This is a genomic window from Secundilactobacillus similis DSM 23365 = JCM 2765, assembly GCF_001311075.1.
Classification (GTDB): Bacteria; Bacillota; Bacilli; order Lactobacillales; family Lactobacillaceae; genus Secundilactobacillus; species Secundilactobacillus similis.
On the sequence record NZ_BBAD01000036.1, the window covers coordinates 1 to 16,187 of the forward strand.

The window sequence follows — 16,187 nt, forward strand, 5'->3', positions numbered from 1 at the left end:
GGCCTGGCGGGTTTACCGGACTCGCCTTACATGCAGCTCTCAGTCTCGCGTAGCACCATTCGGCGCGGTGGTCAGAAAGCGCGTGGTTGACAAGTTTCTATAACTTCAGGAACCCTGGAAATAACAGTTTAAGCGGCGCCGAATTTTGTAGCCTGAGAGCGCCGGTTTTCGTGCGGCTTTGGCGAGCGAAGCGATGACAAACAGCCTTCACTCAAAACCCACCCAATGCTTACGCTGGACACAAGCGACAGCAAAAAATCCTGAGGTATATTCTTTTAGTATTATTCAAACTGCGCATTATACAACGCCGTATAAGTCCCATTCTTCGCCAGCAACGTCTCATGGTTCCCGCGTTCCACCACGTGTCCATCCGCCATCACAATAATCTGATCAGCATCATGAATCGTCGAAAGTCGGTGGGCAATCACCAACGAGGTGCGCGACTGCAACAGGTTATTCAGGGCGTGCTGAATCGCTTTTTCGGACTGGTTATCAAGACTGGCGGTAGCTTCGTCTAAGATAATGACCGGCGCATCCTTCAGTAATGCCCGCGCGATCGACAACCGTTGCTTTTGACCACCGGAGAGTTTGACGCCGCGTTCGCCAACCTGCGTATTCAGCTGATCAGGTAGCTGACGGACAAATGCTGCGAGGTCGCAAGTTCTAGAACCTGCCAAATGTCATCGTCAGTTGCCTCTGGTCGCCCATACAAGACGTTATCCCGAATTGAACCATCCAGAATGAAGATGTCTTGAGAAACGATGGCGATGTGCTGTCGTAGGTCTGACAGGTCGATTTGCGTCACCGGGACGCCGTCAAAGGTGATTTGACCGCTGTCGAGATCGTAGAATCGGTCAATCAAGCGAGTAATGGTGGTTTTGCCGGAACCGGATTGGCCGACCAGTGCGGTAGTCTGGCCGTAAGGTATTTGAAAACTAACATCGTTTAGCGTAACGGTCGGGTCATCTTTACCACGGGTCGTGGGGTAAGTGAACGTGACGTTGTCGAGTTGGATGCCCGTTTTAAGCGTTGGGAAAGGTTTTGGTTCCGCAACGTTAACGATGGTTGGCGTCACGTCCAACACCGACTGGATTCGGCCGTACGAAACGGAGGCCTGTTGTAGTTGGTTCAACAAGCGGGTGAAGGATTGAATCGGGGACTGAACCATGCCGACGTAGCTTAAATATGCTACTAACGCCCCAACGGTGAGGTGGCCCTTCATAATGAAGTAGGCGCCCAACAATAGGACAATGGCGATGCCTAAATAGTTCAAACTATCGATCAACGGCGAGAAAATGGCTTGGTTGCGACCGGCAGTGATCATGTCGTTTCGGTTCGTATCAGCTAGTTTCTCAAAGCGACCGGCTTCGGTTTGTTCACTGTTGAAACTCTTGATTAGATCGATTTGGGTCAACGTCTGCTGCATTTGATTCGACATTCGGGCTTGTGACTGACGGGCGTGAAGGAAGGCGCTACGGATGCGGAACCGGAACACGCGGTAGACCAGAAACATCAGCGGAAAGGTGAGGCTGACGGCCAACGCCATCTGCCAGTTAATGTAGATGATGAGCGCTAGCACGCCAACGAAGGTGAACAGGTTGCCGACCATGTTGAGCATATTGGCGGAAATCAGGCTTTGAAGGTTGTTGATGTCACTGGTCAGACGAGTCATTAGGTCGCCAGTTTTGCTGGACTCAAAGAAGGTCGTATCGAGTTTTAGTAAATACTGATAAAGTTGGTTTCGCAGGGCGGTAATGGCATTTTGACTCATCACGCTCATGTAGTAGGTGGAGAGGTAGTTAAACACGCCTAAGACTAGTGCCGTCAATAGTAGGCCACCAATGGCCCAGAGGAGTCCGGTGTAGTTTTGCTGGGGAATGATTTTATCAATGATATACTGTTCGATTTGGGGCACGACAAATTGCAGCAAAGTGATCACGGTTAACGCCAGCACGTTAAGGATTAGGAGCCAGCGGCGGGTGAGGACTTTACCGAACACAAACTTGAACATGGCTAAGAGGGATGGTGAGTTGGACATGTTGAGGACCTCGCGTTTCGAAGTAATTAACCGCAATGTAGCACATTTTAGCGGTAATGGATAGTTAAGCGTCTCCGACTTCGTGAATGCAACAAATTTCACAATTGGTATACCTGTGAGTTAGATGAGAAATTTTGAATTGGGAGCGCTTTTTAACGGGAATCTGACACGAACGGCTTAAAATCAGCGCGGAGATGGTGTAGGCTGTTAGGAGAGAAAAAATAGCAAAGGGGAATTTTTTTGAATAAGTATCGTATACAAGCTATCGTATTTGTGCTCGTGGCCTTCATGTTAGGGTGTAACGAGTTTATGGTGGTCGGAATTCTGTCCGACATCGCGGGTCACTTGCACGTATCGCTGGCCTTGGCAGGGTACCTCGTGACCATTTTCGCCACGACCTACGCCATCAGCACACCGTTCATTACCGTGTTAACGAGTAAATACAGCCGGTATAAAACGCTGTTAGTACTCATGTTGATCTTCTTAATTGGGAACACGTTGAGTGGCTTAGCAACCAATTACTGGTTCATGATGGGTTCACGGATCATCTCAGCCAGTGTTTCCGGGGCCATTATTTCACTGATCATGACCTTCGCCAGCTCAATTGCGCCGCGGGAAAAGCGGGCGAGTCTGGTGTCTTGGATCTACGCTGGGTTCAGTATTGCCTCAGTCTTCGGGGTGCCGATTGGGACAACGATTAGTACGAACTACAGTTGGCGTTACGCCTTCTTTATGGTGTCGGTGGTCTCGATTATCACATTTGCGTTATTAGTCGTGATTTTACCCAAACACGTTGATCAGGTTCAGGGATCGATTCGCAATCAGTTGGTGTTATTGAAGGATCCGCGAATCTACGTGGCTGTGATTTTAGTACTATTCACTGCCGCAACGTTTTACGCCTACTACACCTACATCCGGCCAATGTTGACCACGGTGCTAGGCTTTAGTAACCAGAGTTTGAACTGGTTGTTGTTTGGCATCGGGCTGATCAGCATTGTCAGCAACCGGTTCTCGGGGATGTTGGCGGAACATGACGGGCTGAAACGGATGCCCAAGTTTTACGTGTTGGATATTGTGATTTTAGCCCTGTTACCATTTGGTCTAATGAATAAGCTTACGGGTTACGGGATGTTACTGATTTTAAGTTTGATTGTGACGTTACTGAACTCGCCCGCCCAAATTCACTTCTTGAACGTGGCGGAAAAGGACTACCCACAAGCGTTAGTTCTTGCGTCATCGTTAAATTCAATCTTCTTTAACTTCGGGATATCGCTCGGTTCTGCTACGGCATCAATGTTAGTGGCACCGGTTGGCGTTGCCCACATTAGCTGGGGCGCAGCGGTGTATGCTGCGATTTCATTGGGATTAATGATTTTGTTGAATCGGATTATTGCTAATAAGCGTGTGAAGCAGGCCGGTTAAACGGTGGCGGATCAGCACAACGGACGTGTGAACTATGAGTAACGGAAATCATGCCCACAATAAAAGCGCTACAAGCGATTCTTTTTAGGGAAGGAATCGCTTGTAGCGCTTTTATTAACGATCGGTTAGGCAATCGCCGCCAGATTTCCCGGTTTCTTCAGTAAGTGAAGCTCAAAGGGAAGCGAGGCTTTTTTATTAGCAGCCTTAACGGTGTAGGTTAAGTCAGCGCCGTATTTGGCATAGTTTGCCGCACTCATGGTAAACGTGACAGCTTGGCCGGTACCGGTTGATTTTAATTGAAGCCGTTTGGTACCGTGGTAAAGGGCGACGGTTCGGTGCGGTGCAAGGGTTTGGATCGTCACTTGGTAAGTTTCAGTTGTGAGTTGTTCGTCATAGTTAATGATTTCAGTGGTGGTGTAGTTGGCGGATGTCAGTGACTTGACCCGCGTGACACGATGAGCCTTGGCGTTAACGCCGTAAACTTTAAAGTTACGGTAGCCGCTAAATTGATAGTTAACGTTGGCTTGCTGATGTTTAAGCGTGTAGGTCTTGACGTGACCATGATAACTAACGGCCAATTTCTTTGCTGATTTTGGCGCAGTTGCTGTAAAGCTTAACTGCTTGTGATCAGCTTGGTAGCCAACGTGAGCGACTTTAACGGCTGGTAATGTTGCGGCTGAGCTCTTAGTTGGTGCGGCAATGATTCCCCCGACCGCAGCAACGAAGACCCCAATGGTAACTAATAACTTATGCATGCACTGCTCCTTTAAGTAATATCTTAGATGGAATAATAACATTTGAGTCGTTGGGTTTCAATGAAAAAGGAGTGGGTAAACCGTTAATACAGTTAAACTGGGCAATAATCTACTAACCCCGTAGCGATTTATTGAGCTGTTATAACGCCTAACCAACGCTTTCCAAACAAAACGGTGTAGGCGTGCGCTAAAAAACGTGCTATGCTTAAGGTTCGTAGAAAACGTTACGGACAAATCGTCAGTGGGTCGTCAATAGTGGCCCAAAACAAGACGGACGTCCTAAAAGTGATGGATTGAAGTTCAGTTAGATTTAGGAGAAATTTTGTGAATAAAAAACTAATGTCAGGGTCGTTCTGGCTATCATTTGGGAGCATTTTTTCACGGGTGTTGGGAATCTTATACCTGATTCCATGGTTGTACATGATTGGTAATCCGCACCAACAGAGTGTGGCGCAAGCGCTGTTTAACACGGCGTATACGCCATATGCGTTGTTTATCTCGCTGGGAACGGCAGGGTTTCCGTCTGCGGTTGCGCGGCGGGTGGCCTTTTATAACGGCGAGAACCGCTTTTTAAATGCGAAACGCCTAACTAAAGTCGGGTTTATGGTGATGTTGGCCTCGGGGTTAGTCTGCGGAATCTTACTGTACGCATTGGCGCCGGTGATTGCACGCAATAGTCCAGTGGTTTCGCTACAACACGCGACCAACGCAATTCGGGTGTTGGTGCCGGCGATTATTATCCTACCGTCAATGAGTATCATTCGCGGTTGGTTCCAAGGTAATCAGGATCTCAAGCCGTTTGGCATCTCGCAGCTGTGGGAACAGTTCATTCGGGTAATTTTCATTCTGGTGATGACCTACTTAGTCATCGAAGTGTGGCACGTGAGTTACGTGGTCGCCGTTTACTACAGTGTTCTGGGTGCCGTCATTGGGGCGGTTGCCAGCTATCTGTATTTAGCACTGTATTACCGCAAACAGCGTGGCGCTTACCGGCAAGCGGCTCAGGAGAGTGAACCACTAGCACCGGAAAGTTTAAAGCACATCTTGATGACCATCGTGTACGAATCAGTGCCATTCGTCATCGTGGGTTCAGGTATCACGCTGAGCCAGCTGGTCGACCAACTGTTCTTCAAGCAGATCGTGCAGTCCACCACGCATTACTCAGCCAACGCAATTCAGTACCTCTACACGCTGTTTTCGGCAAATCCAACCAAAATCACGACGGTGGTGGTATCTTTGGCCATCGCATGGCAGAAACCACGTTGCCAATTTTGGCTAGCAGTAAGGGTGCGCCGCGAGAACGAATTGGTGAGTTAGTTCTTCAAAATTTGAAGTTGCTGACCTTTGCCTTACTGCCTGCCGTAACCATCTTAGACGCGTTAGCTTATGAAACCAACGGTATCTTCTTCTCGTTCAGCCAACTGGGTGGCCGGTACCTATTCTGGAACTTACTGCAAAGTTTGGTATTGGGGATGGCCATCAATAGTTTGACGATTTTGCAGGCGCTGCACTATAGCAAGAAGGCCATGAACTACTTGTTGATTGGCTTACTGGTTAAAGCGGTGCTGCAATACCATTAGTGGCTTGGTTGCAAGGCTTCGGCGCAATCTTAGCAACGTCGATCTCGTTTGGCTTCATCGCCTTCCTGTGTCTTCGAAAAGTCGGGCATGAGTTCCACGTGCATTACGGTCAGTTGAGTAAACTGATTGGCGTGAACGTTGGTTTCTTCATCGTCGTCGTTGGGATTGCTGAAGGGCTACACCGAATCTTCTTACCAACAACGAAGCTTGGTGCGCTGATTTACGCTGCCGTTTTTGGGCTAGTGGCCTTAGGCGCTTACCTCAGTGTTGCCAATCGATTAGGACTGTCACGGGCGGTCTTTGATCGAAATATTGGGTATAAGTATTTCCGGTATAAGCATTTTGAATAGTAAACTTGTGAGATCACTTTTGGGTGGTCTCTTTTTTGTCCAGCGTAAGCATCATTGCTGTTAGTTTGCGAAGTGTGGTTTGCGTGAACTGTCGATTCCGGTATGCGGCTAGGTTCGTGCGATGGGGCCGGTCTGAGCCGAAGGGCGGTCTCAGACCTCGAATTGGTGGTTGTTGAAAGTTCGTCAACAACCACCAATTATCGCGACACAGCACGAACCTAGCCGCATACCTCCATCTCATATTGGTGCAGTTTGGCGCCATTGTAAATCATCCCAAATACGTAACTGAACGGCTTGCAGCAGTATTGCAACGACTGACGTTGAACCGACAAAAGTGATTAGTGGTCAATGCTTCATAAGCGTACCAAGCAAACGTCAATCCGTTCTAAATGTTGACGCAGCACGCTTAAACAATTGTTGACTTAATACGATAACGTTATTGTTCAGTGTTTACTGAGATGTCCGCGATTGTCATCGTCCGACAGTATGGCCCTTCATGATAAATTTTCGGGAGTGCGGTAACCGATGCCGAAAATTCGCAAACAAGAGGTCGGTCTGAAAATTGGGCCTCAGCCATGAAATTTTACTTGGCTGGCGTTGCTTGCCAGACTAGTAAAAGGCCGTATTCTGAGACGCGGGCTTTCGGCTCAAAATCGTGCCCATGGCGTTCCAGCGCCCAAATTTTCAGGCGACCGGCTGTGCCCACAATATCACCCGTGATTAACGCGGCAACGAAGTCAAACTGCACAAACGGTAAACACTGTCGCCGAACGTAAACGAAGGGTAGTAATCTACCACAAATTCAAGTACGCTATTACTGGGATTGAAACAGACGATTAACAGGAGGAACACAGATGATAGGGGAAGCTTTACCGAAGCAGATTAAAACCGTGTGGCGAATCAGTTCCGTTGGGTCACTGATCTTTGGCGCGGTGATTACTGGGGCATTATGGCTGGCAACGCATTTTTGGCACTGGCCGGCTTGGATCTGGTGGTTAATTGCCGGATTGACCATCGTGGAAGTCGTCGTGGAATTGGCAATTGTGCCGTACCGATACCACTTTTGGCGCTATCAGATCTCGGCGCGAGACGTTGAGATCCAGTCAGGATTTTTCTTTCGCAAACAGACGGCAATTCCAATCAATCGCATTCAAAACGTCACGTTAGCAGCAGGGCCGATTTTGCAGTGGCAACACCTGCAGACGGTTAACATCGAAACGGCCGCAACGACCCATAAAATCGAGTCCGTGCTACCTGAAACCGCAGCTCAGTTGAAGGAGCAGATCATGACCTTAGCACTGGAGGCGACGCCGCATGACGACTAAGCGACTCCACCCACTGGCCATTTTGCTGTTTTGGTGGCGTGATTTAGCGGGGCTAGCGTTCATCTTCGTGATTTCGGCGTCTGGGTTATGGCATTTAGGCTTATTTTGGTTTCTGCTCGTTTGGGGCAGCGTCATCGCGCTCGATTTAGTGCGGGCAGTGGTCAAATACTGGTGGTACCGTTACGACCTCGGTGAGCAGGCGATTACGATCAATACGGGGATCATCTTTAAAAAGCAGGTCCACGTACCTATACGCGGATCCAAACGCTGCAGTTGAAGCAGTGGTTCTTCATGCGGCCGTTCAAGTTAACGTTGGTTAGTTTGGAAACGTCGGGCCAATCACACGATAAGGCGGAGGCGAGTTGCCGATGGTGACGCAGGCAGTCGTGGATCAGCTACAGGCGCTGGTAAAGGGGCAACCCGTTCTCGATGTAACAGTTGAATCGGCTGGTGAAGCGTCAACTCAGGCAAAGTCCAAGACGAGTGCGAAACCAGCAACTGATGCGACCTATCGCATCAACTGGTCGGACCTCAACACCTACGCCTTAACGTCCATGGGCGTGATTCCCATCCTGCTGGGGGTACTTTGGCTGTATGATAAGTTGGATGATTTGGTGCCGGATAAGGTGCTTAACAACGCGGTTAGTAACGTCGCTGCTTTAGGCATTTTGATGTTGATTGGATTGATCCTGGTCATCCTGATTTTCGGCATCATTGTTAGCTATTTAACGATTATTCAGCGTTACTACCATTTCCAACTAAGCAAACAGGGGCAGCGATTGGTGACTGAAAAGGGCTTTTTTCAACGAAATACCATTTCAGCTAATGAAAGCCGGGTTCAGACCGTTATCGTGAGTCAGACCATTTTGCGACAACTATTGAAATTAGAGTCGATCCAACTCGTGTTGGCGTCATCGGCTTCGGAAAAAGAAGACGGAAAAAACCTCGTCTTGATGCCGGTACTCAACCAGCGTCGATATGCTGAAATTCACCGGTTTATCAACTGGGTACCGCAAGAGCGGCCAGTCATGGAGCGCATTTCGTTTAGCGGTCGTTGGCGATTGATTCGCAACGCCTTGTTGGTGGCGCTGGTACCCGCTGTGCCCATCATCTGGTTCTTACGACCGTGGGGCTGGTTAGCGTTGTTGTTAGTGCCATTAGCGATTCTTTTAGGTCTCTATGCGGGTCACAATGTCGGCCTTTCCGTACTGAGCGACCAGTTGGTAGCTCTTCAAACGGGTCACTGGTTTGAGCGGGAAACTTACTTGGTACCAAAGCGTCGAATCCAATCAGTGGTGCTCGTCCAAACGGTTTGGATGAAGCGGGCAGGGTTGGCCCATTTGCGGTTAAATGTACGGCACGGTGACTCGAATCAGGAAATTGAGGTTCGGTTTGTGTCTGACCAGTCGGCCCAGCGGGTGTACGATTGGTATCGGCAAGCAAATGATTAAGGAACGAAGGTTAGTGAAGTCATGACAACTGAAATTAGACGTGCCGAAGCAACGGATCTGGCGACGTTGAAACAACTTAGCATCACCACGTTTGCGGATACTTACGGTGCTTACAATACTGCTGAAGATCTTGAAGACTACTATCAAGAAACTTACAATGATGCTCGCTTAACGACTGAATTATCAAGCGCAACGACTGGATACTACCTGGTTTATCAAGATGGTCAGTTAGCGGGGTATACTAAATTAAATATTGATGAGTCTCAGTCGGAGGCGAAGGGCCCAGCTTATTTGGAAGTGGAACGGATCTATGTGCTACCGGCTTTCAAACGGTTGGGGATTGGGCGTGACCTGATTGAATTTGCTGAAACTCGAGCGCGAGAACTTGGCAAAACCCGTGTCTGGCTAGGTGTTTGGGACCAAAATGATGCTGCTCAAAAGTTCTATGGTCGAATGGCGTTCCGGAAAACCGGCGAGCACGTTTTCAAATTGGGCACGGATGAGCAGCGTGATTTTATGCTTGAAAAGAAACTCTGATCGTGCTACTTGACAAATGTCTTCTAGTCAATTTATAATGAATCGCGTAAGTTGCCATTTAAATTTCATTTTTTAGGTTATGAACAAGAAGAGTAAGTGGATCGACTAAGAACAGAAAACCCCGGTAGATGAGAAGGGGCTAGTTGGACCAACGAAGTGCGCTTGTTCGCGTATAATCTGCTGTAGCGTTCCCAAGGGTGCGTTACAACCGTCAGGACCCGTTATCGTCCCGGACTTGAATACGAGTCAGAGTATGGTTGAATACCAGGGTGGAATAGCGATTTTTTGTCGTCCCTATCAGTTTGTCGAAAACTGGTGGGGACTTTTTTATTGCCCGGAACCATTGATCTGACAACAAGTTGACGGAATGAAATTAAATGGTCATTCAAATTATTTTTGGTTAAAGGAGGTACCACACTCATGGGAATTAGCTGGCAAGTGATCCAGCAGAGTTTACCAGTTTTCGAAAAGGGACTGGTCCTCACGCTATGGTTATCCCTGATCGGTATCATTGGCGCCATTATCGTGGGCCTCGTCTGCAGCCTACTGCAGTATTTCAAAGTACCCGTACTCCACCAAATCGTGTCGGTGTACGTGGAAGTGTCACGAAACACCCCGTTGCTTGTGCAATTATTCTTCCTGTACTACGCGTTTCCAGTGTTTGGCTTCAAGATGAACGCTGAAATGTGTGGCATCGTCGGCTTGATCTTCCTTGGTGGGAGTTACATGGCCGAAGGATTTACCGGTGGTTTCAACGGCGTCAGCAAGACTCAGGTTGAAACGGGGAAGGCAATTGGCCTGACGCGTGGTCAGTTAGCGCGCTACGTGGTCTTCCCACAAGGGTTTGCGTTAAGTGTGCCAGCGTTGGCAGCTAACATCATCTTCTTGATCAAGGAAACCTCGATCTTTACGGTGATCGCCATTCCAGAACTGACCAACACCGCGTTGGATCTAATCGGGATGTACTACCGGTCAAACGAGTACCTGCTTGTGTTAGTCGTGGGTTACGCGATCATCTTGATTCCGTTGTCGATTCTACTCACCATTCTAGAAAAGAGGGTTCGTTATGGCGCATTCGGGAATTAATGTTTTATTCGAAGGCCGGAACCTGGCCCGGTTGTTTGGTGGTTTATGGACAACGATTGAAATTGCCGCGATTGCGTTGGTATTAGCTTGATTCTTGGCGTTGTCCTTGGGGTTTTACGGACCTTTAAGAACCGGCCGTTACGCTTTATTCTTCGGTTGTACTTGGAGTTCTTCCGAATCGTGCCGACTGTCGTGTTGTTGTTTTTGTTTTACTACATTTTGCCACGACAGATGGGGGTTAACCTCCCGGCAAATGAAGTGGCCATCCTGGTATTTGCTCTCTGGACCGCCGCTGAAATGAGCGATATTGTCCGGGGTGCCTTGATCTCGGTCCCGCAACATCAACGGGAATCAGGGTTAGCGATTGGCTTGGGCCGCTGGCAACTTTACCGGTACGTGTTGATCCCACAAGCCGTTGCGTTGGAATTACCAGCCACCATCAACTTAGTGACCCGGGTCATCAAAACGACATCGTTGCTGATGTTGATCTCCGTGATGGATGTCATCAACGTGGGTCAGCAGGTGGTTGAAGCCAACGGGCAAAAATACCCGACCGGCGTCTTCTGGGTTTACGGCATTATCTTTGTGATGTACTTCGTCATCGATTACCCGCTGTCATGGTGGGCAAAACGGATGGATAAGAAGAGATTGGAGCGTGCAAATGGCTGAGCAAATTTTAAGCGTTGCGCATTTGGAAAAATCTTACCAAAAGCGCCACGTGTTACACGATATTAACTTCTCCATTGCGAAGGGTGAGGTGGTTGCGTTACTCGGACCATCCGGCTCTGGAAAGAGTACCTTGATTCGTTGTTTAAACGGGCTGGAAGAGTACCAACAAGGCACGCTGACCTTTAACGGTGAAGAAGTGACGCCAACCGAAAAGAACTGGCAGCAATTACGTCAAAAAATCGGCATGGTGTTTCAAAGTTACGACCTCTTCCCAAACTTAACGGTGTTGGATAACATCTTATTGGGACCAGTTAAGGTGCAGCATCAATCACGAGAAGAAGCGAAGGCAACGGCCGAAAAGCTACTGGATCAAGTTGGGTTACGTGAGTACGAAAATAGTTATCCACGGCAACTCTCAGGTGGCCAAAAGCAACGGATCGCTATTGTGCGGGCGTTGGCACTAAATCCAGAATTGATGCTGTTCGATGAAGTCACCGCATCACTGGACCCAGAAATGGTCCGCGGCGTCCTCAATATCATCACGGAGCTGGCGCAGGACAGCAATATGACGATGATCGTGGTCACCCACGAAATGAACTTCGCCAAGCAAATCGCCGACCGGGTGCTATTCCTGGAAGACGGCAAGATTTTGGAACAAACGCCAGGCAAGCAGTTCTTTGAAGATCCACAGACGGATCGGGCGAAGGCGTTTTTGGAGAGTATGGATTTTTAGAACGCGGAACGAAGCGGTTAAAGAGCGGCGTATAAGGCAACCAGGTTAAAAGCCTGGGTTTCGGCTTTTAACCTGGTTGGCCCTTATACATAGCTCTTTGCTTCGTGGAGCGCATTTCGGCGCGGAGGCCTGAAAGCACCAAAATCAGCAAACTGCACAATATAAGTAGTAAGCGGAAAATTAAAGCTTAATTGGCGCCGAAACCAAAGTAGCCTGAAAGCCCGTCGCCAGAATCACTTAGTAAGGGTCAACAATGAGGAACATTGCTGGTACCACTGAATCAACCAGAGTAGTACCATCACTACCCAGCACCACCAACAGTCGTAAGCTCCAAACAGCTTACCAGCACCACTCAAACTTAGGGAACCAACTATCAAAACAGCAATCATATCTAACTATATTTAGGGGGATTCACAATGAAGAAATTTGGATTTAAGAAATTCGCCGCATTACTCGGCGTCGTTGCCGGCTTGTCATTGGTATTAGCCGGTTGTGGGAGCAACAGCAGTAAGTCAAGTTCATCGTCATCGTCAAGTGACAACCAAAGTACGGTTCAAAAGATCAAGAAGCGTGGGACGATTCGCATCGCTGTATTTGGCGACTTGCCACCTTACGGCTGGGTTAACAAGAACGGTCAACGGGTTGGGTATGATTTGACGCTAGCACGCAAGGTTGCTAAAGACCTTGGTGTAAAGGCTAAATTCGTTCAAGTGAACGCCAACAACCGGGTGGACGCCTTGAACTCAAACAAGGTCGACATGGTTTTGGCTAACTTCACGGTAACGCCAGAACGGAAGCAAGTGGTTGACTTCGCTAACCCATACATGAAGGTTTCCGTTGGGGTCGTTTCAAAGAAGTCGAACCCAATCACGAAGGCTAGTCAATTAAATGGTAAGAAGTTGATCGTGACCAAGGGGACGACCGCTGAAAACTACTTCACGAAGCAGTCTGGCGTAAATTTGTTGAAGTTTGATTCTAAGACCCAACAATTTAACGCCTTGAAGAACGGCCGTGGTGCTGCTTTGGCGGATGATAACTCATACCTGTACGCTTGGGTTAAGAACCAACCTAAGTACACCGTTGGGATCAAGTCGATCGGACCAAAGCAATACATTGCCCCAGCTGTTAAGAAGGGGAACAAGTCACTGTTGAACTGGACCAACAAGGAAATCAACAAGTTGACTAAGAACAGCTTCTTCGAACAAGATTACAACAGTCAATTGAAGCCGTACTTCGGTTCAGAAGTTAAGCCAAGTGACATTATCATTACTAAGTAATTGAAATGTTAAATGGAACCGCAGTTTTGCCAGTGATGGTGGGACTGCGGTTCTTTTTTGGCAAAATTAAGTTCAAATGCATTTAAAGGGAGGCTCGAATCAGCAAGTGGCGTCAATTCCATGATACAATTTGAATGCGATAGACTATTGCACAACAAATTAGTGCATGCGTATAATAAAGCTAACGTGTCAAGTTAGGGGGGGAAATTCGTGGCAAAAATAATGATTTTTGCGAGCTTTATTAGTATCTTTTTTGATATCGGCTTTATCGGTGGCCTTCAACGTCTGATGCATTTACTGGACCTTGACGTTGAGGGAAATAATCCACATCCGTGGCGAACTGAGCTGATTTACACCCTGTATTTTTGGGCAGTCACAGTTGGGTTGTTTCTGTTGGCCACCGCCGGTCATAACGACATGATCAACATGATGGTGTTCAACTTTCAGTTCATTTTATTACTCAGCTACGTGAACGCGTTGAAGACCCATTTAAACATTTTCCTAGCGGTCGTTGGTGATCTGATTCTTCTGACGGCAATAACGGGAATCGTTGACTGGATGATCGGTTTCGTGTTTGTCGCCTACATGGTTGGGCTGTGGCTCGAGCGGCGCTACTTTTTTCCATTTGACGAACATCCCGTGGTCATTTTGATTGGCAAAGCAATCATGGGCGTCCTGTTCTGGAGCGCAAATGCGGTGAGAATACCGGTGGCTTCTAAATACTTCTGGGCATTTCTCGCCAGCTACTTCGTGATTTCGGCCATCTGTTACGGTTACATGGTGCTTGTTAGGCGAGAAAACGTGGATAACATTCAAGACGCGCGAAACGTGCATTTTGACGGCTTAACGAGTGCGCGAAACTGGTTGAGTTTCCGTCAGAATTTAGATGAGTATTTCGAAGGGTCCAATGCGGAACTTGGCGTCATTGCGATGGATATCGACTACTTTAAAGCAATTAACGATAATTATGGTCATTTGGTGGGTAACCGGACTTTGATTGAATTCTCAAAACACGTCCAAGGGTTGTTAGATGACGTGGCACCCGGTTCTCGATTATACAGAACGGGGGGCGAAGAGTTTAACGTCTTACTGCCGAATACGCCGTTTGACGTAGCCCAACAAGTTGCTCAAGCAATTGCGGCTGGGATCAAAGAACTGACGATTACAGCGGATGATGGCCGCACTTTCCACATTACCGTTTCCATGGGTGTCACGGCGAGAAAGTCTTCTGACATCGACGCCATGGGCATCTTTAAGCGTGCGGATCACTACCTATATCACTCGAAAAAGAATGGTCGTAACCGGATTACGATCAGTAACGATGGCGACACCATTTAAAATTATTGATGAAAGCTCTGCCGGTTGGTGGGGCTTTTTTTTGTTGTGTGTGTCCAGCGTAAACATGTTTAGTTTGTGAAATTCAGTGATTCTGGTTTTATATAGTGGAAGGATGCCGCGGGAGACTCCGGCGCTATGCGGGGACTGGAACGCAGTGGCCAGCCTACGAGCTAGGAATGGGCAAAAACCGCCCATGCCGGATCTCTTCGGACTGGCGTATGACTTAAGCACTCGCACCCCGAACCCCACGGGACACGACTGCTTAAGTCATACCGACACTGCTGAGCCCCGCGCGCCTCCGCCTCCCGCTATATGGAGCGCTGTCGGAAGCTTAACTGCTAATTGCAACAAGTTGAGGTTAACGAAACTGCGTAACCGCAACGCTCAATGATAACTTAACAATCGTTAGAAACGATAGTGGTCAATATTCAGTAATCACAACGAATCAACTATTGCGCAATGCTAAATCTACCAGTCGTACGTTACGTTGGCATTAAGAAGATATCGCTGCTTATTCATCTCGATTATGAAACGGTGACTGCTGATTAATTTTGCGTTTGTCGAATCAACGTTAGTGTTATTGCAATATTGTCGCAGATGTCCAGTTAAGCACTTGAGATGGTCTACAATAGTGCCGATTTGCGCCAATGTAAGATTTCGGTAAGCGGCTAGGTGGATGCTGTGTCGCGATGATTGGTGGTTGTTGGTGTCTCCGACAACCGCCAATCATCGGGGACAAATGTAAGACTCGCACGGGGTTTGGCGAGGCTTACATTTGAGGGCTGAGACCGCCCTTTGGCTCAGACCGGCCCCACAGCAGGAACCTAGCCGCTTACCGGAATCGTAAGTTCACGCAAATCACTGCACTTCGCGAGCTAAGCACAAGAATACTTACGCTAGACCCAAACGCAAGTCAAAACGGATACACATAGCACATATAACAATTTCTTGGTACAATTAAACCAGTCAAAGTTCGTTGTACCATTGGTTAACCAAGTCACACAATTGCATGGGCAAAGGAGTTACGGAGAATGGAACTAGATCCGAAGAAGTTTAAGCATATCTTAGTCGGGGTCGATGATTCGCCAGATGCGCAGTTAGCGTTTCGGTATGCGATGAACCGGGCGAAAGCTGACGATGCTGCGTTGACGATCACGTCGATTTTGGAATCAGAAGAGATGAACGTTTATCAGGCTTTGAGTAAGGACTTTGTGCATGGTAAGCGTGATGAGTTGGAGAAACACATTTTAGGTTACCGGGATCTCGCGTTGCGGTTCGGTATCAAGAACGTCGATGCGATTATTTCGGAAGGCGATCCGGGTGAAACGATCATCAAAGAGATCATTCCGGAAGTAAAACCCGATTTATTGGTCATCGGTTCATTGGCCAAGACCGGTTTTCGGAAACGGTTTGGTTCACAGGCAGCCTATATGGCCAAATATTCACCGATTTCAGTGTTGGTCATTCGTTAAAAGAAGTCGCCGAATTTATCCTAATGAATTCGGCGACTTCTTTTTGTTGTCAATTAAGTTTTCAAAGGCCTTAATTAATTTTGTGAAAATAAAAACATGGTTTTCATGAATCAATTTAAATTGAAAATAATTAGTGATTGAAGTAGTAGTTGTT

Annotated in this window: 12 protein-coding genes and 3 pseudogenes; 13 read left to right on the plus strand and 2 right to left on the minus strand. The window is 47.9% G+C overall.

Translation table 11 applies throughout. From position 1 onward, the window contains the following. Positions 1 to 281: 281 nt before the first annotated feature. A pseudogene (locus JCM2765_RS09170) lies at positions 282 to 2,038 on the minus strand (ABC transporter ATP-binding protein). Positions 2,039 to 2,278: 240 nt separating this feature from the next. Between JCM2765_RS09170 and JCM2765_RS09175 the strand changes: the two are divergent. Further along, complete coding sequence (locus JCM2765_RS09175) at positions 2,279 to 3,460, plus strand: MFS transporter (protein ID WP_054736201.1); 1,182 nt, start codon at positions 2,279 to 2,281, stop codon at positions 3,458 to 3,460. A 125-nt stretch (positions 3,461 to 3,585) separates the two neighbouring features. Here JCM2765_RS09175 and JCM2765_RS09180 read toward each other — a convergent pair whose 3' ends face one another. Next, on the minus strand, positions 3,586 to 4,215 hold the full coding sequence (locus tag JCM2765_RS09180; protein WP_054736203.1) for a hypothetical protein: 630 nt from the start codon (positions 4,213 to 4,215) through the stop codon (positions 3,586 to 3,588). A gap of 324 nt (positions 4,216 to 4,539) precedes the next feature. Between JCM2765_RS09180 and JCM2765_RS09185 the strand changes: the two are divergent. The 12 genes and pseudogenes from JCM2765_RS09185 (at position 4,540) to JCM2765_RS09235 (ending at position 16,033) form a co-directional block, all read left to right on the plus strand. Further along, positions 4,540 to 6,145, plus strand: a pseudogene (locus JCM2765_RS09185) (putative polysaccharide biosynthesis protein). 854 nt (positions 6,146 to 6,999) lie between these two features. Continuing rightward, the gene (locus JCM2765_RS09190) at positions 7,000 to 7,470 is read left to right on the plus strand and encodes a PH domain-containing protein (RefSeq protein WP_054736205.1); all 471 of its coding nucleotides are present in this window, start codon (positions 7,000 to 7,002) and stop codon (positions 7,468 to 7,470) included. Further along, a complete protein-coding gene (locus tag JCM2765_RS09195; RefSeq protein ID WP_054736207.1) occupies positions 7,460 to 7,747 on the plus strand; it encodes a YdbT family protein in 288 nt (95 codons plus the stop codon). Before JCM2765_RS09190 ends, JCM2765_RS09195 begins: the two co-directional genes overlap by 11 nt. Before the next feature lie 14 nt (positions 7,748 to 7,761). Beyond that, the gene (locus tag JCM2765_RS19110) at positions 7,762 to 7,845 is read left to right on the plus strand and encodes a hypothetical protein (RefSeq protein ID WP_225352053.1); all 84 of its coding nucleotides are present in this window, start codon (positions 7,762 to 7,764) and stop codon (positions 7,843 to 7,845) included. After that, positions 7,839 to 8,921 carry a PH domain-containing protein gene (locus tag JCM2765_RS09200; RefSeq protein ID WP_054736209.1) on the plus strand — a complete coding sequence of 361 codons (1,083 nt, stop codon included), beginning with the start codon at positions 7,839 to 7,841 and terminating at the stop codon, positions 8,919 to 8,921. Before JCM2765_RS19110 ends, JCM2765_RS09200 begins: the two co-directional genes overlap by 7 nt. Before the next feature lie 21 nt (positions 8,922 to 8,942). Beyond that, positions 8,943 to 9,458, plus strand: a complete 516-nt coding sequence (locus tag JCM2765_RS09205) for a GNAT family N-acetyltransferase (RefSeq protein WP_054736210.1) — start codon at positions 8,943 to 8,945, stop codon at positions 9,456 to 9,458. Between the two features lie 426 nt (positions 9,459 to 9,884). Then, a complete protein-coding gene (locus JCM2765_RS09210; protein ID WP_054736235.1) occupies positions 9,885 to 10,544 on the plus strand; it encodes an amino acid ABC transporter permease in 660 nt (219 codons plus the stop codon). Then, positions 10,525 to 11,213, plus strand: a pseudogene (locus JCM2765_RS09215) (amino acid ABC transporter permease). The gene JCM2765_RS09210 and the pseudogene JCM2765_RS09215 overlap by 20 nt, the downstream one beginning before the upstream one ends. Continuing rightward, entirely contained in the window at positions 11,206 to 11,946 is a 741-nt protein-coding gene (locus JCM2765_RS09220) for an amino acid ABC transporter ATP-binding protein (protein WP_054736212.1), read from the plus strand. Before JCM2765_RS09215 ends, JCM2765_RS09220 begins: the two are co-directional and overlap by 8 nt. Positions 11,947 to 12,362: 416 nt before the next feature. Continuing rightward, on the plus strand, positions 12,363 to 13,223 hold the full coding sequence (locus JCM2765_RS09225; RefSeq protein ID WP_054736214.1) for a transporter substrate-binding domain-containing protein: 861 nt from the start codon (positions 12,363 to 12,365) through the stop codon (positions 13,221 to 13,223). A gap of 210 nt (positions 13,224 to 13,433) precedes the next feature. After that, positions 13,434 to 14,561 carry a GGDEF domain-containing protein gene (locus JCM2765_RS09230; protein ID WP_054736217.1) on the plus strand — a complete coding sequence of 376 codons (1,128 nt, stop codon included), beginning with the start codon at positions 13,434 to 13,436 and terminating at the stop codon, positions 14,559 to 14,561. Between the two features lie 1,031 nt (positions 14,562 to 15,592). After that, entirely contained in the window at positions 15,593 to 16,033 is a 441-nt protein-coding gene (locus tag JCM2765_RS09235; RefSeq protein ID WP_054736219.1) for a universal stress protein, read from the plus strand. The last annotated feature ends 154 nt before the right edge of the window (positions 16,034 to 16,187 follow it).

What these genes read in the sequence shown, in the direction of transcription:
- JCM2765_RS09180 (WP_054736203.1), bottom strand. Translation starts at nt 4,215, where the DNA reads ATGCATAAGTTATTAGTTACCATTGGGGTCTTCGTTGCTGCGGTCGGG.
- JCM2765_RS09190 (WP_054736205.1), top strand. Translation starts at nt 7,000, where the DNA reads ATGATAGGGGAAGCTTTACCGAAGCAGATTAAAACCGTGTGGCGAATC.
- JCM2765_RS09195 (WP_054736207.1), top strand. Translation starts at nt 7,460, where the DNA reads ATGACGACTAAGCGACTCCACCCACTGGCCATTTTGCTGTTTTGGTGG.
- JCM2765_RS19110 (WP_225352053.1), top strand. Translation starts at nt 7,762, where the DNA reads ATGCGGCCGTTCAAGTTAACGTTGGTTAGTTTGGAAACGTCGGGCCAA.
- JCM2765_RS09200 (WP_054736209.1), top strand. Translation starts at nt 7,839, where the DNA reads ATGGTGACGCAGGCAGTCGTGGATCAGCTACAGGCGCTGGTAAAGGGG.
- JCM2765_RS09205 (WP_054736210.1), top strand. Translation starts at nt 8,943, where the DNA reads ATGACAACTGAAATTAGACGTGCCGAAGCAACGGATCTGGCGACGTTG.
- JCM2765_RS09220 (WP_054736212.1), top strand. Translation starts at nt 11,206, where the DNA reads ATGGCTGAGCAAATTTTAAGCGTTGCGCATTTGGAAAAATCTTACCAA.
- JCM2765_RS09225 (WP_054736214.1), top strand. Translation starts at nt 12,363, where the DNA reads ATGAAGAAATTTGGATTTAAGAAATTCGCCGCATTACTCGGCGTCGTT.
- JCM2765_RS09235 (WP_054736219.1), top strand. Translation starts at nt 15,593, where the DNA reads ATGGAACTAGATCCGAAGAAGTTTAAGCATATCTTAGTCGGGGTCGAT.